The sequence below is a fragment of the Mycobacterium sp. HUMS_12744610 genome (genome assembly GCF_041206865.1).
Lineage (GTDB): Bacteria > Actinomycetota > Actinomycetes > Mycobacteriales > Mycobacteriaceae > Mycobacterium > Mycobacterium servetii.
This window is the reverse complement of record NZ_JBGEDP010000001.1, coordinates 1,334,411-1,357,926: the sequence shown is the minus strand read 5'-3', so window position 1 is coordinate 1,357,926 and position 23,516 is coordinate 1,334,411. Positions and strand designations below refer to the sequence as shown.

Below are 23,516 nucleotides of genomic sequence, written 5' to 3'. Positions count from 1 at the left end.
TTCGCTTAACGCTACGGCCCGCACACTTGCTCCCTCCAAAGAGGCTCTCGACACCCCGCTCAGCCCGCCAGATCTCTCCAACGAACCGGGGCCTGCTACCCGGCGCTCCGGTACCTACCGGGACGGGACTTCCACCCGCTAGTCCAATCCAACTTTCAGGACGCACCACCCGGGCAGCATAGCGACTACTTGAGCAGCCGCGACATGCGGCGGTCGGCCAGCACCTTGCCGCCGGTCTGGCAGGTCGCACAGTACTGAAACGACTTGTCCGCGAACGAGACCTCACGCACGGTGTCCCCGCACACCGGACACGGCAGGCCGGTGCGGGCATGCACCCGCAGCCCGGAGCGCTTCTCCCCCTTCAGCATCGCTGCGCCCTGGCCGACGGAGCGACTCACCGCGTCCGTCAATACCGACACCATCGCGTCGTGCAGGGTGCCCAGTTGGTCGGCCGACAACTTGCCCGCCGTCGCGAACGGCGAAATCTTGGCGACGTGCAGGATCTCGTCGCTGTAGGCGTTGCCGATGCCGGCGATCACCTTCTGGTCGGTGATGACGGTCTTGATCCGGCCCATGTTGCCGGCCAACACCCCGGCCAGCTCCTCGGGACCGAGTTCCAGCGCATCCGGGCCCAGGGTGGCGATGCCGGGAACCGCTTTCGGGTCCTCGACCAGCCACACGGCCAACCGCTTCTGGGTGCCGGCCTCGGTGAGGTCGAAGCCCGGCGCCTCGCCGGGCGTGCCCAGATGGACCCGCAGCGCGATCGGCCCCTTGCCCGGGCGCAGCGGCGCGGCGGCCAGCTTGTCAGACCAGCGCAACCAGCCCGCGCGCGACAGGTGAGCGATCAACCACAGCTCCCCGGCGTGCAGCCCCAGGTATTTGCCCCACCGATCGGCGCCGACGACGGCCTGGCCGTGCAGCGCACCGATCGGCGGGTCGAACGTCTTGAGCACCGAGAACGCGGAGACGTCGATGCGGCCTATCGTCAGGCCGACGGCGTTGCGGCGCAGATGGTCGGCCAGCGCTTCGACCTCGGGCAGTTCGGGCACTTCTTCAGTCTGCCGCTCTGAGCAAATATGTGTCCATGATCCAGCCGTGCCGTGCGCGGGCCCGGGCCCGCAACGCCGCGATCCGCGCACCCACCCCGCCGACGGTCCCCGCCACCAGCAGCTCGTCGTCCGTCCCGAGGTAGGCACCCCACCAGATCCGGGTGTTTGCCGGACACGTCTGGAACGCGCAGTCACCGTCGAGCATCACCACCGCCGAGCCCGACATGCCGCGCTCGCGCAGCCGCCTGCCGGTGGTGATGAGGACCGGTTCGCCGACCTCGTTGAGGGGGATGCGGTGCCGGGCCGTCAGCGCCTGCACGGCGGTGATGCCCGGGATGACATCGAAGCTGAACTCGACGTCGGCCGCTACCGCCTCGAGGATGCGCAGCGTGCTGTCGTACAGCGACGGGTCCCCCCACGCCAGGAAGGCGCCGACGCCGTCGGGACCCAGCTCCTCGGAGATGGCCTGCGACCAGATGCGCGTGCGGGCCGCATGCCAGTCCGACACCGCTTCCCGATACTCGCCGTCGGCGGCGCGCTTCGGGTCGGCCAGCTCGACGAAGCGGTAGCCGGGCTCGCGGATGAACCGGGCGCAGATCTCCCGGCGCAGGGCCACCAGGTCGCTTTTCTGTTCGCCTTTGTCCATCGCGAAGAACACCTGCGTGTCGTTGAGCGCTTCGATCGCCTGGACCGTCACGTAGCCGGGGTCGCCGGCTCCGATGCCGATGACGTGGATGTGCCGACTCACGGGGTCAGTCAACCGAATCGAAACCGCGAAGGGCTAGTCGGGGACTCCAAGTACCCGATACCATGGGTACCGTCTGAAGGTCCGATGAAGGGACAGCAGCGATGACCACTGCGGTGAAGCCAGGTGGGCCGAGTCGGGAAGAGTTCTCGGATCGGTTGCTCAAAGGCTCGGTCAAGAAGTCCTACGAACCCGTCGTGGACATCGACTGGGACGCACCGCTGGACCCGGACAAGTTCTATCTGCCACCGCGATTCGTGTCCCTGTACGGCACGCCGATGTGGGACGAGATAACCCGCGAGCAACAGATCGAGCTGTCCCGCCAGGAGTTGGTCAACACGTTGTCGGCGGGCATCTGGTTCGAGAACATGCTCAACCAGTCGTTGCTGCGCACCATCCTGCACGAGGACCCCACCAGCTCCTCGACGCATTACAAGCTGACCGAGATGGGCGACGAGACGCGGCACATGGTGATGTTCGGCAAGGCCATCGAACGCATCGGCGCCAAGCCGGTCCGCCCGCGACGGTTGCAGCGGATGATCATCAACACCATGCCGCTGGCCTTCCAGTACGGCTCGATGCTGTGGGTGGCCGCCCTGATCGGCGAGGAGATCTTCGACTCGCTGCAGCGGCAGATGATGGACGATCCGGAATTGCAGCCGATCATCCAGCGGCTCATGCGCATTCACGTCACCGAGGAGGCCCGCCACATCCAGTTCGCCCGCGACGGCGCCCGCAAGCGGGTGCGGGAGATGCCGCGGTTCAACAGATGGTTCATGGCCAACATCAACGGGCTGGGCGGGTACTTCTTCCGCTACCTGTTCACCAACCCGATCCCCTACGCCCGCACGGGTCTGGACGCCAAGCGGGCACAGGCGACCGCGCGCAGCAGCCGGCACCGGCACGAGGTGCAGGTGTCCGGCTTCGCCCCGCTGGCGGCGTTCCTGACGGAGGTGGGCCTGTTCGGTCCGCTGGCGCGCCGCGGATGGCGGCGCACCAGGTTTCTGTGACGCACGAACCCGACCGCCGCGTCGTCGTCGTCGGCGCGGGTGCCGCCGCCGCGGAGTTGACGGCCGCCGGAGTCACCGACCTCCTCGAACTCGACGCCAGCCGCGTGGTCGGGTCGGTGTTCGACGAGGCGAGCGCCACGTGGTCGCTGCACGCGGCCTCCGGCGACGTGGTGCGGGCCCGCGTCGTCGTCGCCGCCCGCGAAGCCCTGCTGAGCCCATGGGTGCCGGAGCTGGCGGGGCGAGACCAGTTCCGCGGAGCGTCGTTTGCCGCGGCGAGCTGGGACGCCGGCTTCGATCCGGCTGGCAAGCGCATCGCGCTCGTCGGCGCCGACTCCGTCGCCGGCCATCACATCGGACGGCTGGCACGGGCGGCGTCGGTCACCGTCTTCGCGCACGCGCCGCGCCGGACGGTCCCCGAGCTGCCACTTCCGTCGACCCGCGCCAGACGCTGGCTACACCGCCGGCTCCGGCCGGGCGCGACACCCCGCGAATCCGGGCCCGTCCTGGTGGGGTCGGCGATCGACACCCTCACCGCCACCGGTGTCCGCACCCGCGACGGCGTCGACCACCCCGCCGACGCCGTCGTCTACGCCACCGGGTTCACACCCGCCGATCCGGGCGCCGGTGCGACCGTCGTCGGTGTCGGCGGCGTGACGCTGCGGCACGACTGGGCTGCCGGCACGGAACCCTACTTCGGCGTCGCCATGCACGGTTTCCCCAACTATTTCGTCCTCGGCGGCGGGTCAAGCGCAGAAGAAACAGGCGCGCAGGCACGCTACGTCGCCGAATGCGTGCGTCTCCTGACCGACAGCGGAGCGACCCGCATCGAGGTGCGGCGCAGCAGCCAGCAGGTGTTCAACGAGCGCGTCTACGTGCGGGCCGTCCAGCCCCAGCCGGTGTCCCGGGCGTTCGACTTGTCGAACGGCTCCCCACGCGAGGACCGGGAGATCTACGACGGTGCGGCGACCCTGATGCTCGCGGGCGCACCGCACCCCGTACGCGTCCGGCTTGCCGGCCGGCTGGATCCCATCGATGGTCGATACCACTGGCAGGGAACGGTTTTCGGTTCTCCGTCCGAGCCACTGCCGGACGACGCGCTCAGCCGGGCACAGACGGCGACCCTGACCGTGGGCGAGCGCAGCGCGCCGGCGCGGATCACCGAGCAGACCCCGTGGGGCACCCACTCGATCGCCGGGGTCGGCGCGCCGCCGTACCCGCTCGGCGGTAACTGAACCCGGCGCGGCGATCCGGTTTAGCAACGGAACGCCGTGGGGTAGCCTCACCTTTCATCGGGAGGTGGCCACGCACCGCCGGGGGCTCGGGGTTCAGTGCCGACGCGAGCGACCTGGGCGAGACGGCATGTTCGAAAGCGCAAGCGGCCGAGGTCCCGGGCGGGCGGGGCCGGGGGAGTTCTGCCCTGCGCACCCGCTGATGCATGGCGGCTTCGGCGCGCGCGAGTCCGCGCAGCCGACCTGGTTGCTCGAGCAGTTCGCCAACCGGGAATGCGGGGAGAGCCATGGCAGAGAACGGCACCACCAGAATGCCCACGTTTCAATCACAATCGGGACACGCGCGCCCGTAGATCGCCGGGTCGCGCCTGCCCGTCAGCGACGATGAAGCTCTGACGTGCGAAGGGGGGCGGCTGCGGTGAGTGCGCTGATCGTCGACGGGCGAATGAACCAGTCGGTGGCGGTGCTCACCGTCGATGGAGTGCTGGACACCGCCAACTCCGCGGCGCTGCGCGACGCCGTCGTGCGGACCATCCTCGACAAGCCGTCCGCCCTCATTCTCGACGTGACCGCGCTTCGAGTGCCCGCGGAGTCGGCGTGGGCGGCCTTCATCGGCGCGCGCTGGCAGCTTCACCCGGGGGTCGATGTCCCGATCGTGCTGGTGTGCGCTCGGCGCGCCAATCGGGATGCGATCGACCGCAGCGGCGTGGCCCGCCTGATGCCGGTGTATTCGAGCGAGAAGGGCGCGATCAGGGCGCTCGGGCGCCGGACCCGTCGCAGCGTACGGCGTGCCGACGCCGAGCTACCGGCCAACCTGACCAGCCTTCGGGAGTCACGACGGCTGGTCCGCGAGTGGCTGACCGAGTGGTCGCAGCCCGCGCTCATCCCGGTCGCGCTGGTGGTGGTCAACGTGTTCGTGGAGAACGTGCTCGAGCACACCGGCAGCGTCCCGATGATGCGCGTCGAGAGCGACGGCGCCACCGCCACCGTCGCGGTGTCCGACGGCAGCAACACCCCCGCGGTGCGGCTGCCGCCCCCCGAGGAGGGCATCGACGTCTCCGGCCTGGCGATCGTCGACGCGTTGTCCCGCGCATGGGGCAGCGCCCCCACCGCAACCGGCAAAACCGTCTGGGCGGTCATCGGGCCCGAGAACCAGCTGTAAGCCGCGACTGGTTGTGCTGCGCCCCGAGGCGGGGTCAAACTAGAACACGTTCTAATGTCGTGTGACGACCCGTTGCAGGAAGGCAGATGACGTGCGGTTCACCTACGCGGAGGCGATGACCGACTTCCGGTACTACATCCCCCTGGCCAAAGCCGCCGAGGCGGCCGGCTACAACGCGATGACGATAGCCGACAGCATCGCCTATCCGTTTGAGTCCGATTCGAAGTATCCGTATACGCCCGACGGGAACCGCGAATTCCTCGACGGCAAGGAGTTCATCGAAACATTCGTGCTGACATCGGCGTTGGGTGCGGTGACGTCGACGCTGCGGTTCAACTTCTTCGTCCTCAAACTGCCGATCCGCCCGCCCGCCCTGGTCGCCAAACAGATCGGTTCGCTGGCCGCGATGACCGACAACCGCGTGGGATTCGGGGTGGGCACCAGCCCGTGGCCCGAGGACTACGAGCTGATGGGCGTCCCGTTCGCCAAGCGGGGCAAGCGGATGGATGAGTGCATCGAGATCGTCCAAGGCCTCACCAGCGGCGAGTACTTCGAGTTCCACGGCGAGTTCTACGACATTCCCAAGACCAAGATGACCCCGGCACCCACGAAGCCGATCCCGGTCCTCATCGGCGGTCACGCCGACGCTGCGCTGCGGCGCGCCGCGCGGCTGGACGGCTGGATGCACGGCGGCGGGGCCCCCGAGGAACTCGACGGCCTCATCGCCAAGCTGCAGCGGTACCGGGACGAAGCCGGCAAGACCGGCCCGTTCGAAATCCACGTCATCTCGGCCGACGCCTACACCGCGGACGGCATCAAGCGGCTCGAGGACAAGGGCGTCACCGACGTCATCGTGGGCTTCCGCATCCCCTACATCAAGGGCAACGACACCGAGCCGCTGGACACCAAGATCCGCAACCTGGAGATGTTCGCCGAGAACGTGATCGCCAAGGTCTAGCGACGGTCGCAAGCGCGGCGAAGGCCGGGCGCAGCGGGCCGCCGCCATCTAGACCGTGGCGCTCGCAAGCGCGGCGATCAGAGCGGATCCCACTTCGGGGCCCGCTTCTCCCGGTGCGCGATCGCGGCCTCGACCGGGTTGTTGGTGAATCCGCTCAGGATCTGCGTGCGGTTCTCCAGCTCGATGGCATGCCGCAGGCTGGGCGCGTCCAGCGCGGCGTTGAGGCCGATCTTGGTCTGCCAGACGCCGTAGGCGTTGTTCGCGGCGATCGAGCGCGCCACCTCGACCGCGGCCGGCATCAGGTCGTCCGGGGCCACCACCTCGTGGACCAGCTTGATCCGGTACGCCTCGGCGGCGTCGATGATGCGGCCGGTCAGCATGAGTTCCCGGGCCACCCCGGCGCCGACGATCTTGGGCAGCAGGTAGCTGGTGCCCATGTCCATCGAGGAGAAGCCGGCCTTGATGAACGCCGACCCGAACCGGGCGTGCTCGGAGGCGACCCGCACGTCGCAGACCAGCGCGAACGCCAACCCGCCGCCGACAGCGACGCCGTTGACCGCGGCGATCACCGGGATGGGCAGTTCGTAGAGGCGGGTGAACAGGTCGGCCAGCCGGACCTGTGCGTCGTAGTTGACCTTGAACGGCGGCGTGGTCGGCCGGGGCTTGGTCCACGGCTCGCCGGTGCCGCTCAGGTCTGCTCCGGCGCAGAACCCCCGTCCTGCACCGGTCAGGATCGCCGCCCGGAATTCGCCGCCGTCGAGCGCGGTCAGGGCGTCGTCCACGCCGTCGATCAGCGCGCCGTCGATCGCGTTGAGGCGTTCGGGACGGTTGAGGGTGAGGCAGGCGATGTTGTCTTCGAGGGTGTTGAGTTCCACAGCGGGCATAACCGAACCGTAGGCGATTTCGGTCTTCATCCGACCACGAATGTGACGGAATGACGATGGCACGAACCGAGGGCGACACGTTGGCGCGACCGCCACGATGGTAACCGCGGCCCGGGGGCCGCTGATCCGCGCGGGCCTGGGCCGCGAAAGTGCGACTACCGGCGCCTCTTCTCGGGAAGCGCTTAGCTGGTTGCACTTTCGCGGCTCACGCCGACCGCTTGGCCAGCCACTCGGCCTGCATCACCAGCAGCGCCATCACCTCCAGTTGCGGGGTCTCGGGGTCGAGTTCGCGGTAACGCTGATAGACGTTGACGACGACGCGCTCGGCGTCCAGCCAACTCGCGTACTCGCCGAGATCGATGGTGTCGGCGGCCTCGGCCCACGACAGTCCCCTGCGGTAGGCGGCCTCGGCCTGTTCGGCGACGTGCGTGAGATAGCCGCGCACGGCGCGGATGCCGTCCGGGTCGGTGACCGGGCCGTGGCCGGGAACGACGATCGGGGCGTCCAAGGCGATCATGGCGTCGCAGGCGGCCACCCAGTTGGCGATCGGGCCGGCCCACACGATCGGGGTGCAGCCGATGAACAGCAGGTCGCCACCGAATAGCACGCCGGCGTCGGGCACATGGACCACGGAGTCCGCGGCGGTGTGGGCAGGGCCGAGGTTGAGCAGTTCCACCCGCCTGCCACCGACGTCGATGCTCAGCTCGCGGTCGAAGGTCAGATCGGCATTGCGCACCCTGATGCCGCCGAAGTCGAAGAACCCGAACCGGTCCCGCACGAACTTCGTCGCGATCGGCCCGAGGTCGGCGTTCTGCACCATCGCCAGCATCTCCGGCGCCAGTCCGTGGGCAATCTCCTCGGCGGTGTCCTTGGCGGCGATGATCCGCACCGAAGGGTCCAGCAGCTGGTTGCCGTGGGTGTGATCACCGTTGGAGTGGGTGATCAGCGCGTCGGTGATCGGCGCTCGATCGGTGAAAGGCCTCATGGCGGTGAGCATTTCGCGGGTCAACGCCAGGTCGAAGAGCGTGTCCACCAGCAGGGAGGCGCCCTCGCCGGCAACCAGCCCGGCGTTGCTCCAGCCGAATCCCCCGTCGGGCAGGGTCCATGCCCAGACCCGTTCGGCGACCTCGTGCAGCCCGCGGGTGTAGGTCACTCGCGCGGGGGCCGGGTTGACCCGGCGTGGAGCTGGCGCGGCGTCCGGGTTGGGCCGGGCGGCCAGGGGGTGCGGCGGCCTGCTGGCGCGCACGGTCTGCCGGGTCTCCCCCAGCCCCTGTACCCGCAGGGTGACGACGTCGCCATCGTGCAGCCAACCCGGAAACAATTCTAGCGCTACCGGATTGAGGTGCTCGACAAGCGTGCAGGTGGGCACGGTGCCGGAGCCGATGACGTCGCCGGGGGCGAGCATCACGCCGCGCGACACGTAGGAGATGACCTCTGCGAAGGTCCAGTCCATCTGGGCGGTGGACCCCGAACCGATCACGGTGTCGTTGACCAGGGCTGTCACTTCCAGGTCGAGCCGGCCGGGACGGGTGAGGTCGCGGAACGGCTCGAGCTCGTCGGGCGTCACCAGATACGGGCCCAGCGTCACCCCGCTGTCCTTGCCCTTGCCCTGCCCGATCGCCAGCTGGCTCTCCAGCTGCTGCAGATCGCGCGCGGACCAGTCGTTGAAGATCGTATAACCGATGATGGCCCGTTCGGCCTCCTCGACCGTCAAATCCCTACCGCCGGTGCCGATGACCGCGCCGATCTCCAGCTCGAAGTCCTGCCACGCGCTGCCGGGCGCCATCGGGGCGTCGTCGTAGGGCCCGAGAACCGTTGCCGGGCAGGCGAAATAGAACGCTGGGATACGGTACCAGGCATCGGCGAGCATCCGGTCGGCGCCCATCGCGGCCTTGCAGTTGCGCATGTGGTCGAGGAAGCACAGCGTGTCGCGGATCGACGGCGGGCGCGGGATCGGCGCCATGAGCCGCACCTCGGCCACCGGGGTGACCACCGCGGGGGAACGCAGCGCCTCCTCGCCTGCATACCGCAAGCCATCGACGCCACGCCCGACCAGCTCGAGCAGCGTCACCCCCGCCGGCATCGCGTGGATGTTGTCATCCGACACGACCCCGGTGCGTATACCGTCGTCGTCTTGATAGGTCACCCATTTCATTCCCGCACCACCTCACTCGGTTCCTTGTCCGGCCGCAGGCCGCGCCAACTCGTCTGGCGCAGCCGGTCATCGGGGGTCCACTCGCTGTAGCGCACCTCGCCCACCAGCACCGGCTCGACGAACGTCACCCCCCTGGCCTCGCTGCGGGGCAACGGCGGACTGAACGGCGACGTGGTGGTGTGCAGCGGCGCCAGCGTCTCCTTCAGGCTCACCAGATCCCGCTCGGTGAAACCGGTTCCGACCTTGCCGGCGAAACGCAGGCCGTCGGCGCCGGGGATGCCCATCAGCAGCGAACCGATGCCGCTGCTACGCCTGCCCTCCCCGGCCTTCCAGCCGCCGATGACGACTTCCTGTGTTTTCCAGTGCTTGTCCTTGACCCACGACGCCGACCGCCGGCCCGGCTGGTAGGCGGAGTCGCGCCGCTTGGCCACCACGCCCTCCCAACCGTGCGCGGCGGAATACTCCAGCGCCCGCTTGCCGTTGCCGGGCAGCAGTTTCGGAACGACGAGATTGGTGCCGCCGCCCAGCGTCTCCAGCAGTTTGCGCCGGTCCTCATAGCGGGCACGCAGCAGCGACCGGCCGTCCAGGTAGAGCAGATCGAAGGCCCAGAACTCGACTTGGGCGCCGCGGCCGCGGTTCTGCATCGCGTGGAAGCTGGGCACACCGGAGGTGTCCAGAACGACGGCCTCGCCATCGAGGACCACGTGATGGTCGACCAGATCCGCTGCCAAGGAGGCGAATTGAGGATATTCGGCGGTGACGTTGCGGCCGCGGCGGGACCGCAGCCGCAACGTGCCGTGGTCGGCCTCGAGCAGCAGGCGGTAGCCGTCCCATTTGCCTTCGAAGGCCCACTGGCCGGCCGTGTACGCCGCCACCGAGCCGTGCGTGGCGAGCATGGGGGCGATCTCGTCGAAGTCGAAGGACTTCTGATCCTTCATCCGGTGCACCAGCCACTGGGCGCCGTTGGTCTGGATCAGCGCATAGCGCCCCGAGATCCGGTTGCCATGCAGGTTGACGATCACCTCGCCCTTTTCGGCGGGGTCATCGCGGAACTTCTCGGCCTCGTAGGTCCCCGAGTCCCAGATGATCACCTTGCCGGCCCCGTACTCCCCCTTGGGAATGACGCCCTCGAATCCGCCGTACTCGAGCGGATGGTCCTCGGTGCGCACCGCCAGGTGGTTCACCGACGTCGTCTCGGGCAGGTTTTTCGGCACCGCCCACGACACCAGCACCCCGTCGCGCTCCAGCCGAAAGTCGTAGTGCAGCCGGCGGGCGTGGTGCTCCTGGATGACGAACGTGTTGCCCCGCCCGGGGGCGGGTCCGGCGGCCGGAACGGGTTCGGGAGTCTTGGCGGCGTCGCGCATGCTGCGGTATTTGGCCAGCCGATCCGATACGGCCGCATCGGCGTCGAGCGGAGCCAGCAGGTCGCCGTCACGCTCGACGCGGGCCAGCACCTCGTCGTAGCGCAGCTGGGTCAGCGCGGGGTCGTCGAGTTCCTCCCAGGTGCGCGGCGCGGCGACCGTCGGATGCTGCCGCCCGCGCAGCGAATAGGGCGCGATAGTGGTTTTCGCCCCGTTGTTCTGGCTCCAGTCCAAGAACACCTTTCCCGCGCGCAAGCTTTTGGTCATGATCGCCGTAACGAGCTTGGGCATCGCTTTTTCCAGTTGCTGCGCAACGCGTTTGGCCAGCACCGAGGCGCCCCGGCTGCTGACCGGCTCGGCCAGCGGCGCGTAAAGGTGCAGCCCCTTGCTGCCGCTGGTGAGCGGGAAGGTGGTCAGTCCGATATCGGCGATCAGGTCGCGGACGGCACGGGCCACCTCGGCCAGCTGCGCCATCGTCACGCCCTCGCCCGGGTCGAGGTCGAACACCAGCCGGGTGGCCGGCCCCGGTTTGAGCTCCTCGGCCCTGCTGCGGGTCCACTCGGCGACGAACCGCCACTGCGGCACGTGCACCTCCAGCGCCGCCTGCTGCGCGATCCAGGCCAACCCGTCCGGGCTGTCGATGATCGGGTAGGTCGTCGTCCCGGACCGGTGCGTGACGCTGCCGCGGGGCAGCCAGCCCGGCGCCGAGGAGGCCAGCTGCTTCTCGAAGAACGAGTCCTCGTCGACGCCGTTGGGCCAGCGCTTGCGGGTGGCGGGGCGAGCGGCGATGTGCGGGATCATCACCTCGGCGATGCGGGTGTAGTAGTCGAACACGTCACCCTTGGTGGTTCCGGTGGCCGGGTAGAGCACCTTGTCGGCGTTGGTCAGCTTCACCCGCGCCCGCGCCGTGGACCCCATGGTGTCAACGTACTTGCCGGGCGGTGGAACCCGGTACCGTCGATGTGGTGGTTCGCCTGAACAGCGCCACCCTGCCGCGCCTGCCGATCGCGACGCCGGGCTACGACCGGGACGGCGTCGGGACGGGCATCGCGCACTTCGGTGTCGGCAACTTTCACCGCGCGCATCAGGCGATGTACGTCGACCGGCTGCTGCGGCGCGGGCTGGCCCGCGAGTGGGGCATCCGCGGGCTGGGGGTGCTGCCCGCCGACCGCCGCATGCGCGACGTGCTGGCCGCCCAGGACGGCCTGTACACGCTGATCTCCGAGCACCCCGACGACAGTCGCGACGCACGCGTCATCGGCTCGATCGTCGACTACCGCTACGTGCCCGACGATCCCGCGGCCACGGTCGAACTGCTCGCCGCACCGGCGACGCGCGTCATCACGCTGACCATCACCGAAGGGGGCTACCGGGTCCGGGACCGCGCGTCGGTGTTCGGCCTGATCGTCGAGGCCCTGGTGCGCCGCCGCGACCGCGGCGTCGGCGCGCCGACGATCGTGTCGTGCGACAACATCGAGCACAACGGCGAGGTGGCCCGGCGGGCAGTCGTCGAGCACGCGCAGCTGTTGCATCCGGGCGTGGTCGGCTGGGTGGACGAGCACGCCCGGTTCCCGTGCTCGATGGTGGACCGCATCACCCCAGCCACCACCCCCGACCTCGTGGCCGCTGTGGAACGCGACTTCGGTGTCGCCGACCGGTGGCCGGTGGCGGCCGAGTCCTTCGCCGCGTGGGTGCTCGAGGACGACTTCGCCGCCGGCAGGCCGCCACTGGAGGACGCGGGTGTGCTGCTGGTCGACGACGTCGCCCCCTACGAGGCGATGAAGCTGCGGCTCCTCAACGCCGGGCACCAGTGCCTGTGCTACTTCGCGTGGCTGTGCGGGTACCGCATGGTGCACGACGCGGCGCGCGACCCATTGCTGGCCGAATTCCTCTGCGCCTACTTCGATTCCGAGGCGATCCCCACGTTGGCGCCGGTCCCCGGCATCGACTTGGCCGCCTACAGCCGGGAACTCGTCGAGCGGTTCGCCAACCCCGGCGTCGCCGACACGGTTGCCCGGTTGTGCGCCTACTCCTCGGACCGCATCCCGGCCTGGCTGCTTCCGGTGATCCGCGCCAACCTGCGCACCGGCGGGCCCGTCCGGCTCGCGTCGGCGGCGGTGGCGAGCTGGGCGCGCTACAGCGAGGCAGTAGACGAACACGGCGAACCGATCGAGGTCGTCGACAACCTGGCCGATTCGCTGGTGCCCGCCGCCCGCTCGGAGCGGGAACGTCCCGGCGCCTTCCTGGAGAACCCGGCGGTGTTCGGCGACCTGCCGCGGGCGCCCCGCTTTGCGGAGGCCTACCGCCGGGCGCTGGACTCGTTGCACACCAACGGCGCGCGGGCGACCCTGGAGGGGTTGGTGAAGGAGGCACGGGCATGAGCCGCGGACTGGTGATCGGCGAGGCGCTGATCGACGTCGTCAAGCACAGGGGCACCACCGACCATGTCGGCGGCAGCCCCCTCAACGTCGCGGTCGGGCTCGCCCGGCTGGGTCACGATGTCGATTTCCTCACCCACATCGGCGACGACGATTCGGGACAGCGCATCGCAGCGCACCTGAAATCCTCAGGGGTACAACTAGTTCCGGGTAGCTTCTCCGCCGCCCGGACGCCGAGCTCGGTGGCCACGATCGGCGCCGACGGGTCCGCCACCTACACCTTCGACCTGGACTGGCGGCTGTCCGGCACCCCCGAGGTGGCGCCGCCGCTGCTGGTGCACACCGGGTCCATCGCCGCCGTGCGGGAGCCGGGCTGCCTTGCGGTAGCGGCGCTGCTGGATGCCTACCGGGTGTCGGCGACGGTCAGCTTCGACCCCAATGTGCGGCCGTCTTTGATCGAGGACCGGGCGCTGGCCCGCGAACGCATCGAGCGCGCCGTCGAGCGCAGCGACGTCGTCAAGGTCAGCAACGAGGACCTGCGCTGGATCGAACCCGACCGCGAGCCGGAGCAGACCGCCCGCAGCTGGTTGGCCGTGGGGCCCGCGATCGTCGCCGTGACGATGGGCGAGCGGGGCGCGCTGGCGTTGTGCGCGGCCGGCGAGGCCCGGGTGGCGGCCCGGCCGGTCGAGGTGGTGGACACCGTCGGCGCCGGCGACGCCTTCACGGTCGGCCTGCTCGACGCGCTGTGGGGGCTGGGTCTGCTCGGTGCCGGCCGGCGGGCCGACCTCCGCTCGATCGGGCTCGACGCGCTGACCACCGCGCTGCACGCGGCCGCCCTGTCCTCGGCGCTCACCATCGGCCGGCCCGGGGCGGACCTGCCCGACCGCGCCGCACTTGACGCCGCGGCAAATCGCAGGTAGCCCGGCCCGGCGCGCTGTTAGCGGCCCAACTGTGTGGGCATACTGACTTACATGCGCTCCATCTGGAAGGGCTCGATCGCGTTCGGTCTGGTCAACGTGCCGGTCAAGGTATACAGCGCCACCGAAGACCACGACATCAAGTTCCATCAGGTGCACGCCAAGGACAACGGCCGCGTCCGCTACAAGCGCGTGTGTGAGGTGTGCGGCGAGGTGGTCGAATACGGCGACCTCGCCCGCGCCTACGAGTCCGCCGACGGGCAGATGGTGGTGATCACCGACGACGACATCGCCACCCTGCCCGAGGAACGCAGCCGCGAGATCGAGGTGCTCGAGTTCGTGCCGGCCAGCGAGGTCGACCCGATGATGTTCGATCGCAGCTACTTCCTGGAGCCGGACTCGAAGTCGTCGAAATCCTATGTGCTGCTTGCCAAGACGCTCGCCCAGACCGAACGGATGGCGATCGTCCACTTCACGCTGCGCAACAAGACGCGGCTGGCCGCGTTGCGCGTCAAGGATTTCGGCAAGCGCGACGTGATGGTGATCCACACCCTGTTGTGGCCCGACGAGATCCGCGATCCCGACTTCCCGGTGCTCGACAAGGAGGTCGAGATCAAGCCCGCCGAGCTCAAGATGGCCGGGCAGGTCGTGGAGTCGATGGCCGAGGAGTTCAACCCGGACCGCTTCCACGACAGCTACCAGGAGCAGCTACGGGAGCTCATCGACGCCAAGCTCGAAGGCGGGGAGGCGTTCACCACCGAGGAGCAACCCCAGGAGCTCGACGAGACCGAAGACGTCTCCGATCTGCTCGCCAAGCTGGAGGCCAGCCTGAAGGCACGTTCCGGCGGCGGCGACGACAGGGCGCCGGTGAAGAAGGCGCCGGCGAAAAAACCCCCCGCGAAAAAGGCGCCCGCCAAGAAGTCCCGCGCGCGGGCCGCGTCGAAGTCCTGACGCGCCCGACTCAGCCGCGCCGGTTCGCGACGAAACGGGTTGCCGCGGCAATAAGGTTGATGACGCCCACGAGGATGATCAGGCTCAGCGCCGCACCCCAGATGCGCAGGAAACCGGCCTGCTCGGGGTTGGTGAGCTCGGTGTAGATGAGCAGCGGCAGCGAGGCCATGTTGCCGTGCAGGACGTCGAGGTTGATCGAGCGACTGTACCCGACCAGCACCAGCACCGGCGCGGTCTCGCCGATGACACGTGCGACCGACAACAGCACACCCGAGACGATGCCGGGCATCGCGATCGGGAAGACGATCCGCACGATGGTCTTCCACTTGGTGACACCCAGCGCGTAGCTGGCCTCGCGCAGGTCGTCGGGCACCAGCCTGAGCATCTCCTCGGCGGAGCGCACCACGACAGGCAGCATCAGCAGCACCAGCGCCAACGACACGGCGAAGGCGCTCTGCTGGAAGCCCAGGGTCACGATCCAGAGGCTGAAGACGAACAGCGCCGCCACGATCGACGGGACCCCGGCCAGCACGTCGACCATGAACGTCGTCACCCGTACCAGCCGGCTGGAGCTGTATTCGACCAGGTACACCGCAACCATCAGGCCCAGCGGCACCGACAGGACGACGGCCACCCCGGCTTGCACCAGCGTCCCGTACAGCGCGTGGTAGATCCCGCCGGCGAACTGTTCGGGCAGCACGCCGCGCAGCGAGTGCGTCCACCAGCCCGACCGGGTGACCGCATACCAGCCCCGCGAGACCACCACCGAGAGGACCCACAGCAGCGGCACCAGCGCCGTGACGAACGAGACGAGGAAGAACGCGGTGGCGACGTTGTTGGTGATCCGCCGCCGCAGGCTCAGCCGGTGGAACACCTCCGCCTTGACCGGGCGGTCGAACGCGTCGACGGTCATCGGCGCCGCTCCTCCTCATCGCTTCGCTCTGCATCGTCACCAGCGCGGGTCATCGGCGCCGCTCCTCCTCATCGCTTCGCTCTGCATCGTCACCAGCGCGGGTCATCGGCGCCGCTCCTCCTCATCGCTTCGCTCTGCATCGTCACCAGCGCGGGTCATCGGCGCCGCTCCGGGGTCATCCGTTGACCTTCCCGCCGGCGACCGCGCGGGCGAGCGCGTTGACGATGAATGTCAGGACGAACAGCGCGAAACCCGCGGCGATGTAGGCTCCCGTGGGCAGCGGCTGGCTGAACTCGGCCGCCGCGGACGCGATCTTGGACGCGAACGTGTATCCACCGTCGAACAGCGACCACTGTCCCGGTTGGGCGGCCGAACGCAGGATGATCAGCACGGCCACGGTCTCCCCCAGGGCCCGGCCCAGGCCGAGCATCGACGCCGCGATGACACCGCTGCGCCCGAACGGCAGCACGGTCATCCGCACCACCTCCCACTTGGTGGCACCGAGCGCCTGGGCGGCTTCCTTCTGGATGCCGGGCGTCTGACGGAACACCTCCCGCGACACCGAGGTGATGATCGGCAGGATCATCACCGAGAGCACGATGCCGGCGGTGAAGATGGTGCCACCCCCGGCCACCGACACGTTGCCGTGACTGAACAGGAAGAACCACCCGAGGTTGCGGTTGAGGAACGTCGCGACCGGCCTGAGCTGAGGCGCCAGCACGAAGATCCCCCACAACCCGAAGATGATCGACGGCACCGCGGCCAGCAGATCCACCATCGCGCCGAATGCGCGGGACAGGCGCGTCGGCGCGTACTGGGTGAGGTACACCGCGATGCCGACCGCGATCGGTACGGCCAGCACCAGCGCGGTGATCGAGCTCAGCACCGTGACCATGAACAGGTCGCGGACCCCGAACGCCAGCTCGTTGGGGTTGGTGGTCTTGAAGTCGGCGCTGGTGAAGAAGTCCGCGTGGTTGGCGCGCAGCGACGGGACGGCACGAAGCAACAGGAACACCGCGATCAGCGCGATCGCGACGACGATCGTCGCGCCGGCGGCGACGGCGACCAACTTGAACAGTTGGTCGCCGCGCCGGCCCGCGCGGGTGTCTGCCACCGCCAGCGCAGGGCTCTTCCTGCCCGGCGGGGTGGAGACCGTTGCTCGTGTCATCTATGTCCCGGGTCAGCTGATGGCGTTCACCGACGTCGACAGCTTGGACTTGAACGCGTCGGGAATGGGGATGTATCCGTTGTTGGCCAGGCCATTCTGCCCTGCGCCGATGGTGCTTTGCAGGAACGCCTTCACCGCCGTGCCGACCTGCGCGTCGGGATACTTCGAGCAGACCACTTCATAGGTGGCCAGGACGATCGGATAGGAGCCGGCCTGGGTCGGCTTGTAGAACGAAAGCGTGTCGATCACCATGTCGTTGCCCTGGCCCTTGATGGTGGCCCCGGAGATCGTCTTGCCAACCGAGTCCGCGCTGATCGCCACCGGGTCCGGACCGGCCGAGGTGACGATCTTGGCCATGTTCAGCTTCTGGGACTGGGCGAACGACCACTCGTTGTAGGTGATCGACCCCTCGGTGGCCTTGATCGCCGCCGAGGTGCCGTCGTTACCTTTGGCGCCCTCGCCGACGCCGCCGTTGAACGTCTTACCGGCACCCTTGCCCCACGCGCCGTCGGACGCCGCGTCGAGGTATTCCTGGAAGTTGTCGGTGGTTCCCGACTGGTCGTTGCGGAACACCACGTGGATCGGCTCGGCCGGCAGGTTGGCGCCGGCGTTCAGCTTCTGGATCGCCGGGTCGTTCCAGGTGGTGATGGCACCGTTGAAGATCTTCGCCGCGGTCGGGCCGTCGAGATTGAGCGAACCGAGGCCCTTGACGTTGTAGGTGATCGCGATCGGGCCGAACACCACCGGCAGGTCCCACGCCGGCGAGCCGCACCGCTGCTGCGCCTTGGTGTGTTCCTGGGCGGTCAACGGGGAGTCCGAGCCGCCGAAATCGGTTTGGTTACCTGTGAATTCGGCGATCCCGGCACCCGAGCCGTTGGGTGTGTAGTTCAGGGTCTGACCGGGGCAAGCCTGTTCGAACGTATTGACGAAGCGGGTCATCGCGTTCGCCTGCGCCGTCGACCCGCTTGCCTTCAGCGCCTTCTTCCCGCCGCAGCTCACGTTCGCTGACGACTGGCCCGTCGTCGCGTGCCCCGCGTTGGAGTTGTTGTCGCTGCCGCATCCCGACACCACCAGCGCAGCGGCGGCCAGGACACCCAGCGTGGCGCCAAATCGGTTGAGTTTCATTCAAATCCTTACGGTAGGGATTGAAGGTGATCGCCGCCGCACGCAGCCGCAGCCCGCTAACCAGCCGTCTTCCTCGCAGCCCCGAAGCTAACAGGACCAAGGTTAACGGTGAGCAAACGTCGGTTGCTGCGGAAAGCGGCCTCCACCGGCGGCGGCACGGGTGCCCGACCGTCCGGTATGGGCCACGTCACATCCGCCGGCGCGTGTGCAAAACTAGAACCTGTTTCAGAAAAGCCCTTCGTCGGGCGGCGGGGTTTGCTGCCGTTTCGGCCCACAACTCAACAAAGAAAGGCCGCAATGATCCTTGACAGGTTCCGCCTCGACGACAAAGTCGCCGTCATCACCGGTGGCGGGCGCGGCATCGGTGCCGCTATCGCCGTGGCTTTCGCCGAAGCCGGCGCCGACGTCCTCATCGCGTCGCGCACCCAGTCCCAACTAGACGCCGTCGCCGAACAGGTCCGAGCCACCGGCCGCCGCGCGCACACCGTCGCCGCCGACCTGGCCCACCCGGAGGCCACCGCGCAGCTGGCCGCTGCGGCCGTCGAGGCTTTCGGACGCCTCGACATCGCGGTCAACAACGTCGGCGGGACCATGCCCAACACGCTGCTCACCACCTCCACCAAGGACCTCAAGGACGCGTTCACCTTCAACGTCGCCACCGCGCACGCGTTGACCGTCGCGGCCGTGCCGTTGATGCTCGAGCACTCCGGGGGCGGCAGCATCATCAACATCACCTCCACGATGGGGCGCCTGGCCGGGCGGGGATTCGCGGCCTACGGCACCGCCAAGGCCGCCCTGTCCCACTACACGCGGCTGTCCGCGCTGGACCTGTGCCCCCGGATCCGGGTCAACGCCATCGCGCCGGGCTCGATCCTGACCTCCGCGCTGGACGTGGTGGCCTCCAACGACGAACTGCGCGCGCCGATGGAGAAGGCGACACCGCTGCGCCGCCTCGGCGACACCGACGACATCGCCGCCGCCGCAGTCTATTTGGCGTCGCCGGCCGGTAGCTTCCTGACCGGCAAGACGCTGGAGGTCGACGGCGGCCTCACCTACCCCAACCTCGACATCCCCGTCCCCGACCTGTGAGTCCCCGACCTCTAGAGGAGCAGCCATGGCAATCCCCGTCGTCCAACTGGGCACCGGCAACGTCGGTGTACACGCGCTGAAGGCGCTGATCACCAATCCGCAGTTCGAGCTCACCGGTGTCTGGGTGTCCTCGGAGGCGAAATCCGGCAAGGACGCGGCGGAACTTGCCGGCCTGACGGAACCTACCGGCGTGCTGGCCAGCACCGACCTGGACGCGGTGCTGGCCACCGGCCCGCGGTGCGCCGTCTACACCGCGCTGGCGGACAACCGGCTGATGGAGGCCCTCGACGACTACCGGCGCATCCTGGCGGCGGGAATCAACGTGGTGGGCAGCGGTCCGGTCTTTCTGCAATACCCGTGGCAGGTGATCCCCGACGAGCTCATCAACCCTCTGGAAGAGGCTGCGCAGGAAGGCAATTCGAGCCTGTTCGTCAACGGCATCGACCCGGGCTTCGCCAACGACCTGCTGCCGCTGGCCCTCGCGGGCACCTGCCAGAACATCCAGCAGATCCGCTGCATGGAGATCGTCGACTACGCCACCTACGACAGCCACGCCGTCATGTTCGACGTGATGGGCTTCGGCAAGCCGCTCGACGAGATCCCGATGCTGCTGCAGACCGGCGTGCTGAGTATGGCGTGGGGATCGGTGGTGCGGCAGTTGGCGGCGGGCCTGGGGATCACGCTCGACGAGGTGGCCGAGGTCTACGTCCGCGAACCGGCGCCCGAGGACTTCGACATCGCCTCGGGTCACATCGCCGAGGGCACCGCCGCGGCGCTGCGCTTCGAGGTGTTCGGAATGGTCAACGGCGACCCCGTCGTCGTCCTCGAGCACGTGACCCGGCTGCGCGAGGACCTGTGCCCCGAGTGGCCGCAGCCCGCGCAGCCCGGCGGCTCCTACCGCATCGAGATCACCGGCGAACCCTCCTACGCCATCGACGTCTGCCTGGGCAGCCGCCTCGGCGACCACAACCACGCCGGGCTGGTCGCCACCGCGATGCGGGTCGTCAACGCGATCCCCGCGGTGGTCGCCGCGCCGGCGGGTATCCGCACCACGCTGGACTTGCCGCTGGTCACGGGCCAAGGCCTTTACGTCCCCGGGTGAGGCCGGAATCCGAACACCGGGCCCGGGTGTGACCGGGCGCCGGCGTCTTCGGCTAACCTCACTTTTCTATTCGGGAAACTGAATCGAGGGATCGGCACGTTGGCGCAGGGCACCCAGTCCGGGCTGAAGATAAGCTGGTACCTGCTCGGCCCGGCGTTCGTCGCCGCCATCGCCTACGTCGATCCCGGCAACGTCGCCGCCAACGTCAGCGCCGGCGCGAAGTTCGGCTACCTGCTGCTGTGGGTCATCGTGGTGGCCAACGTGCTGGCGGGACTGGTGCAGTACCTGTCGGCGAAACTCGGGCTGGTGACCGGCCGGTCGCTGCCCGCCACGATCGGCAGGCGGATGAGCCGCCCGGCGCGGCTGGTCTACTGGGTCCAGGCCGAGCTCGTCGCGGTTGCGACCGACGCCGCCGAAGTCATCGGCGGTGCCATCGCCCTGCGCATCCTGTTCGGCCTGCCGCTGCTGATCGGCGGGATCGTCACCGGCGTCGTGTCCCTGCTGTTGCTGGCGATCCAGGACCGCCGCGGCCAGATCCTCTTCGAGCGGGTGATCACGGGTTTGCTGCTGGTGATCGCGATCGGCTTCGCGGCGAGCTTCTTCGTCAAGACGCCCCCGCCCGGCGACGTCATGGGCGGGCTGCTGCCGCACTTCCGGGGCAGCGAGAGCGTGCTGCTGGCCGCCGCGATCCTGGGCGCGACGGTGATGCCGCATGCGGTGTATCTGCACTCCGGCCTGGCCCTCGACCGGCACGGACATCCCGACAAGGGCCCGCGCCGGAGCATGCTGCTGCGCGTCACCCGCGTCGACGTGGTGCTGGCGATGGCGGTGGCCGGGACGGTGAACGCGGCGATGCTGCTGGTCGCCGCGATCAACCTGCAACACCGCGACATCACCGTGTCCATCGACGGCGCCTACGCCGCCATCCACGACACCCTGGGCCCGGCGATCGCGGTGCTGTTCGCGATCGGCTTGCTCGCCTCGGGGCTCGCGTCGTCGTCGGTGGGCGCCTATGCCGGCGCCATGATCATGCAGGGGTTGCTGCACCGATCGGTGCCGATGGTGGTGCGCCGCGTGGTGACGCTGTGCCCCGCGCTGGCGATCCTGGCGCTCGGGTTCGACCCCACCCGCGCGCTGGTCCTCTCGCAGGTCGTGCTGTCGTTCGGGATACCGTTCGCGGTGCTTCCCCTGATCAGGCTCACCAGCGACCGCCGGCTGATGGGCAGCGACGCCAACCATCCCGTCACCACCGTTATCGGATGGGCGGTCGCGGTGATGGTTAGTCTGCTTAACGTGGTGCTGATCTGGCTGACGGTGGCCGGCTAGATGCCGGCCCGGCGGCATCCCTACTTCGCATACGGATCGAACCTGTGCGTCAGGCAGATGGCGCTGCGCTGTCCCGACGCGGCCGACCCGCGGCCGGCGGTGCTGTCCGATCACGACTGGCTGATCAACCAGCGCGGCGTCGCCACCATCGAACCCCTGTCCGGCAGCCGGGTGCACGGGGTGCTCTGGCAGGTCTCCGACAGCGACCTGGCCGCACTCGACGGCGCGGAGGGCGTGCCCGTGCGCTACCGGCGGGACCGGCTGACCGTGGTCACCGGCGACGGCCCCTCGCCCGCCTGGGTGTACATCGACCACCGCGTGGTTCCCGGTCCACCGCGCCCGGGCTACCTGCCGCGCATCATCGACGGGGCCGTCCACCACGGCCTGCCGCAGTGCTGGATCTCGTTTCTGCACCGCTGGGATCCTGCACGCTGGCAGCGCCCGGCTTCCGCCACAGGGACTGCGCCACAGTCCCTTTCGGAGTTGCTTGGTGAACCCGGGATGGTCGAGGTCAGCCGGTTGCGGTCCCGCTTCGGATTTCTCGCCGTCCACGGCGGCGGCCTCGAGAAGATGACCGACGTCGTCGCCGAACGTGCCGCCGAGGCCGCCGGGGCATCGCTGTACGTGTTGCGCCACCCCGACCGCTACCCGCACCACCTGCCGTCGGCCCGGTTCGACCCCGCCGAGTCGGCGCGGCTCGCCGAGTTCCTGGACCACGTCGACGTCGCGGTCTCGCTGCACGGCTACGGGCGCATCGGGCGCAGCACGCAGCTGTTGGCCGGTGGCCGCAACCGCGCACTGGCCACGCACCTGGCCCGGCACATCCGGCTGAGCGGGTATGAGGTCGTCACCGAACTCGACAGGATCCCGCGCGCACTGCGCGGCCTGCATCCGGACAACCCCGTCAACCGCGTGCGCGACGGCGGGGCCCAGCTGGAGTTGTCGGTGCGCGTCCGCGGCCTCGGCCCGCGTCGGCAACCGGCCGGCGACGACGGATTGTCGCCGGTCACCGCCGGCCTGGTGCGGGCGCTGGCGGACTCGGCCAGGTGTTGGTGAGTTTTCGTAACTGTCGATCGGAGGTTGTTGGTGGCCAAGGATTTTCGCTTCGGAATGAGCATGCGCTTCTTCAAGTCCCGCGAGAGGTTGCAGGAGAAGGTGAAGCGCGCCGAGGATTTCGGCTTCGACGTGCTGTGCGTGCCCGACCACATCGGTGCGGCGGCACCGTTCCCGACGCTGACCGCGGCCGCGATGATCACGACGCGGATGCGGATGAGCATGTACGTGCTCAACGCGGCCTTCTACAAGCCGGCCCTGCTCAGCAGGGACCTTCAGGCTCTGGACGTGCTCAGCGACGGCCGCCTCGAGGTCGGGCTGGGCACCGGATACGTCCGCGAGGAGTTCGAGGCGGCCGAACTGCCGTACCCGAGCGCCGGCGCCCGGGTCGACTACCTCGAGCACATGACGACCTACCTCGAGGAGCACCACCCGACCACGCCGATCCTGATCGCCGGCAACGGCGACCGGGTGCTGACGATTGCCGCCCGGCACGCCAGCATCATCGGCCTGACCGGTTCCCGGGTTCGCGACGTCGACGACCCACTGGCCGAGCGTGTCGAGTTCGTGCGCAGCGCAGCCGGTGACCGGTTCGACTCGCTGGAGCTCAACCTGGCCATCACCGCCGTGCCGACCGACGGGTCCCGCATGCCGGACTTGACGATGACCCGCATGTACGCCTCGGAGCTCTCCGACGACGAACTGCTGTCCATGCCGTCGGTGCTCAGCGGGACACCACGCGAAATGGCCGACACGTTGCGCGGCTACCGCGACCAGTACGGCATCACATCATTCACGGTGCAGGACAACCACATCGACAACTTCTCGAAGGTGATCGCCGAGCTGCGCTGACCCGGATCACCTCCCGCGGGAGGCATGACCGATCGCGGGGCGGTTCCCGTTGCCGCCCTTGGCCGCCCGCGGTTCACCCCGCCCGCCGG

At 68.9% G+C, this 23,516-nt stretch carries 20 protein-coding genes and 1 pseudogene; 12 read left to right on the top strand and 9 right to left on the bottom strand.

Going from position 1 to position 23,516, the window contains the following annotated elements; all coding sequences use genetic code 11:
- Nucleotides 1–185 precede the first annotated feature (185 nt).
- The 3 genes and pseudogenes from AB8998_RS06875 to cobF form a co-directional block, all read right to left on the bottom strand.
- A complete protein-coding gene (locus AB8998_RS06875) occupies nt 186–674 on the bottom strand; it encodes a zinc finger domain-containing protein (protein WP_369741456.1) in 489 nt (162 codons plus the stop codon).
- A gap of 132 nt (nt 675–806) precedes the next feature.
- Nucleotides 807–1,049, bottom strand: a pseudogene (locus AB8998_RS06870) (DNA-formamidopyrimidine glycosylase family protein); the annotation flags it as partial.
- Nucleotides 1,050–1,053: 4 nt separating this feature from the next.
- Nucleotides 1,054–1,797: a precorrin-6A synthase (deacetylating) gene (gene cobF, locus AB8998_RS06865; RefSeq protein ID WP_369737173.1), complete on the bottom strand. Its 744-nt coding sequence runs from the start codon at nt 1,795–1,797 to the stop codon at nt 1,054–1,056.
- 101 nt (nt 1,798–1,898) lie between these two features.
- Here cobF and AB8998_RS06860 point away from each other — a divergent pair, with 101 nt between their 5' ends.
- The 4 genes from AB8998_RS06860 to AB8998_RS06845 all read left to right on the top strand — a co-directional run bounded on the left by AB8998_RS06860 (nt 1,899) and on the right by AB8998_RS06845 (nt 6,153).
- Nucleotides 1,899–2,804, top strand: coding sequence for an AurF N-oxygenase family protein (locus AB8998_RS06860; RefSeq protein WP_369737172.1), 906 nt, complete (start codon nt 1,899–1,901; stop codon nt 2,802–2,804).
- On the top strand, nt 2,780–4,036 hold the full coding sequence (locus AB8998_RS06855; protein WP_369737171.1) for a DUF4873 domain-containing protein: 1,257 nt from the start codon (nt 2,780–2,782) through the stop codon (nt 4,034–4,036). The genes AB8998_RS06860 and AB8998_RS06855 overlap by 25 nt, the downstream gene beginning before the upstream one ends.
- Before the next feature lie 442 nt (nt 4,037–4,478).
- A complete protein-coding gene (locus AB8998_RS06850; RefSeq protein WP_369741455.1) occupies nt 4,479–5,195 on the top strand; it encodes an STAS domain-containing protein in 717 nt (238 codons plus the stop codon).
- A gap of 91 nt (nt 5,196–5,286) precedes the next feature.
- On the top strand, nt 5,287–6,153 hold the full coding sequence (locus AB8998_RS06845) for an LLM class flavin-dependent oxidoreductase (protein WP_369737170.1): 867 nt from the start codon (nt 5,287–5,289) through the stop codon (nt 6,151–6,153).
- A 77-nt stretch (nt 6,154–6,230) separates the two neighbouring features.
- Here the strand turns inward: AB8998_RS06845 and AB8998_RS06840 are convergent, their stop codons facing one another.
- The 3 genes from AB8998_RS06840 to AB8998_RS06830 form a co-directional block, all read right to left on the bottom strand.
- On the bottom strand, nt 6,231–7,028 hold the full coding sequence (locus tag AB8998_RS06840; protein ID WP_369741454.1) for an enoyl-CoA hydratase/isomerase family protein: 798 nt from the start codon (nt 7,026–7,028) through the stop codon (nt 6,231–6,233).
- Between the two features lie 214 nt (nt 7,029–7,242).
- A complete protein-coding gene (locus tag AB8998_RS06835; protein WP_369737169.1) occupies nt 7,243–9,192 on the bottom strand; it encodes a fumarylacetoacetate hydrolase family protein in 1,950 nt (649 codons plus the stop codon).
- Complete coding sequence (locus AB8998_RS06830) at nt 9,189–11,471, bottom strand: ATP-dependent DNA ligase (protein ID WP_369737168.1); 2,283 nt, start codon at nt 11,469–11,471, stop codon at nt 9,189–9,191. Before AB8998_RS06830 ends, AB8998_RS06835 begins: the two co-directional genes overlap by 4 nt.
- Before the next feature lie 47 nt (nt 11,472–11,518).
- Between AB8998_RS06830 and AB8998_RS06825 the strand changes: the two genes are divergently transcribed.
- Genes AB8998_RS06825 through ku form a run of 3 tightly spaced genes read left to right on the top strand, consistent with a single transcriptional unit; the run spans nt 11,519 to nt 14,799 of the window.
- A complete protein-coding gene (locus AB8998_RS06825; protein WP_369737167.1) occupies nt 11,519–12,934 on the top strand; it encodes a mannitol dehydrogenase family protein in 1,416 nt (471 codons plus the stop codon).
- Nucleotides 12,931–13,851: a carbohydrate kinase family protein gene (locus tag AB8998_RS06820; RefSeq protein WP_369737166.1), complete on the top strand. Its 921-nt coding sequence runs from the start codon at nt 12,931–12,933 to the stop codon at nt 13,849–13,851. Before AB8998_RS06825 ends, AB8998_RS06820 begins: the two co-directional genes overlap by 4 nt.
- 51 nt (nt 13,852–13,902) lie before the next feature.
- The gene (gene ku, locus AB8998_RS06815) at nt 13,903–14,799 is read left to right on the top strand and encodes a non-homologous end joining protein Ku (RefSeq protein ID WP_369737165.1); all 897 of its coding nucleotides are present in this window, start codon (nt 13,903–13,905) and stop codon (nt 14,797–14,799) included.
- A gap of 10 nt (nt 14,800–14,809) precedes the next feature.
- Here ku and pstA read toward each other — a convergent pair whose 3' ends face one another.
- The 3 genes from pstA to pstS form a co-directional block, all read right to left on the bottom strand.
- The gene (pstA, locus tag AB8998_RS06810) at nt 14,810–15,712 is read right to left on the bottom strand and encodes a phosphate ABC transporter permease PstA (protein WP_369737164.1); all 903 of its coding nucleotides are present in this window, start codon (nt 15,710–15,712) and stop codon (nt 14,810–14,812) included.
- A 175-nt stretch (nt 15,713–15,887) separates the two neighbouring features.
- A complete protein-coding gene (pstC, locus tag AB8998_RS06805; RefSeq protein ID WP_369737163.1) occupies nt 15,888–16,880 on the bottom strand; it encodes a phosphate ABC transporter permease subunit PstC in 993 nt (330 codons plus the stop codon).
- Nucleotides 16,881–16,892: 12 nt separating this feature from the next.
- On the bottom strand, nt 16,893–18,005 hold the full coding sequence (gene pstS / locus AB8998_RS06800; protein ID WP_369737162.1) for a phosphate ABC transporter substrate-binding protein PstS: 1,113 nt from the start codon (nt 18,003–18,005) through the stop codon (nt 16,893–16,895).
- A 297-nt stretch (nt 18,006–18,302) separates the two neighbouring features.
- Here pstS and AB8998_RS06795 point away from each other — a divergent pair, with 297 nt between their 5' ends.
- The 5 genes from AB8998_RS06795 (at nt 18,303) to AB8998_RS06775 (ending at nt 23,427) form a co-directional block, all read left to right on the top strand.
- Nucleotides 18,303–19,094 carry an SDR family oxidoreductase gene (locus AB8998_RS06795; protein WP_369737161.1) on the top strand — a complete coding sequence of 264 codons (792 nt, stop codon included), beginning with the start codon at nt 18,303–18,305 and terminating at the stop codon, nt 19,092–19,094.
- Between the two features lie 25 nt (nt 19,095–19,119).
- Nucleotides 19,120–20,196, top strand: coding sequence for an NAD(P)H-dependent amine dehydrogenase family protein (locus AB8998_RS06790; protein ID WP_369737160.1), 1,077 nt, complete (start codon nt 19,120–19,122; stop codon nt 20,194–20,196).
- A gap of 78 nt (nt 20,197–20,274) precedes the next feature.
- The gene (locus AB8998_RS06785; RefSeq protein ID WP_369741453.1) at nt 20,275–21,522 is read left to right on the top strand and encodes an Nramp family divalent metal transporter; all 1,248 of its coding nucleotides are present in this window, start codon (nt 20,275–20,277) and stop codon (nt 21,520–21,522) included.
- Entirely contained in the window at nt 21,523–22,578 is a 1,056-nt protein-coding gene (locus AB8998_RS06780) for a poly-gamma-glutamate hydrolase family protein (RefSeq protein ID WP_369737159.1), read from the top strand. It begins immediately after the preceding gene.
- A gap of 24 nt (nt 22,579–22,602) precedes the next feature.
- Nucleotides 22,603–23,427 (top strand): LLM class F420-dependent oxidoreductase, encoded by an 825-nt coding sequence (locus tag AB8998_RS06775; protein ID WP_369737158.1) that lies wholly within the window; start codon nt 22,603–22,605, stop codon nt 23,425–23,427.
- The last annotated feature ends 89 nt before the right edge of the window (nt 23,428–23,516 follow it).

What these genes read in the sequence shown, in the direction of transcription:
- AB8998_RS06795 (WP_369737161.1), top strand. Translation starts at nt 18,303, where the DNA reads ATGATCCTTGACAGGTTCCGCCTCGACGACAAAGTCGCCGTCATCACC.
- AB8998_RS06820 (WP_369737166.1), top strand. Translation starts at nt 12,931, where the DNA reads ATGAGCCGCGGACTGGTGATCGGCGAGGCGCTGATCGACGTCGTCAAG.
- AB8998_RS06790 (WP_369737160.1), top strand. Translation starts at nt 19,120, where the DNA reads ATGGCAATCCCCGTCGTCCAACTGGGCACCGGCAACGTCGGTGTACAC.
- AB8998_RS06835 (WP_369737169.1), bottom strand. Translation starts at nt 9,192, where the DNA reads ATGAAATGGGTGACCTATCAAGACGACGACGGTATACGCACCGGGGTC.
- AB8998_RS06830 (WP_369737168.1), bottom strand. Translation starts at nt 11,471, where the DNA reads ATGGGGTCCACGGCGCGGGCGCGGGTGAAGCTGACCAACGCCGACAAG.
- pstC (WP_369737163.1), bottom strand. Translation starts at nt 16,880, where the DNA reads ATGACACGAGCAACGGTCTCCACCCCGCCGGGCAGGAAGAGCCCTGCG.
- AB8998_RS06780 (WP_369737159.1), top strand. Translation starts at nt 21,523, where the DNA reads ATGCCGGCCCGGCGGCATCCCTACTTCGCATACGGATCGAACCTGTGC.
- ku (WP_369737165.1), top strand. Translation starts at nt 13,903, where the DNA reads ATGCGCTCCATCTGGAAGGGCTCGATCGCGTTCGGTCTGGTCAACGTG.
- AB8998_RS06855 (WP_369737171.1), top strand. Translation starts at nt 2,780, where the DNA reads ATGGCGGCGCACCAGGTTTCTGTGACGCACGAACCCGACCGCCGCGTC.
- pstS (WP_369737162.1), bottom strand. Translation starts at nt 18,005, where the DNA reads ATGAAACTCAACCGATTTGGCGCCACGCTGGGTGTCCTGGCCGCCGCT.
- AB8998_RS06860 (WP_369737172.1), top strand. Translation starts at nt 1,899, where the DNA reads ATGACCACTGCGGTGAAGCCAGGTGGGCCGAGTCGGGAAGAGTTCTCG.
- pstA (WP_369737164.1), bottom strand. Translation starts at nt 15,712, where the DNA reads ATGACCGTCGACGCGTTCGACCGCCCGGTCAAGGCGGAGGTGTTCCAC.
- AB8998_RS06850 (WP_369741455.1), top strand. Translation starts at nt 4,479, where the DNA reads ATGAACCAGTCGGTGGCGGTGCTCACCGTCGATGGAGTGCTGGACACC.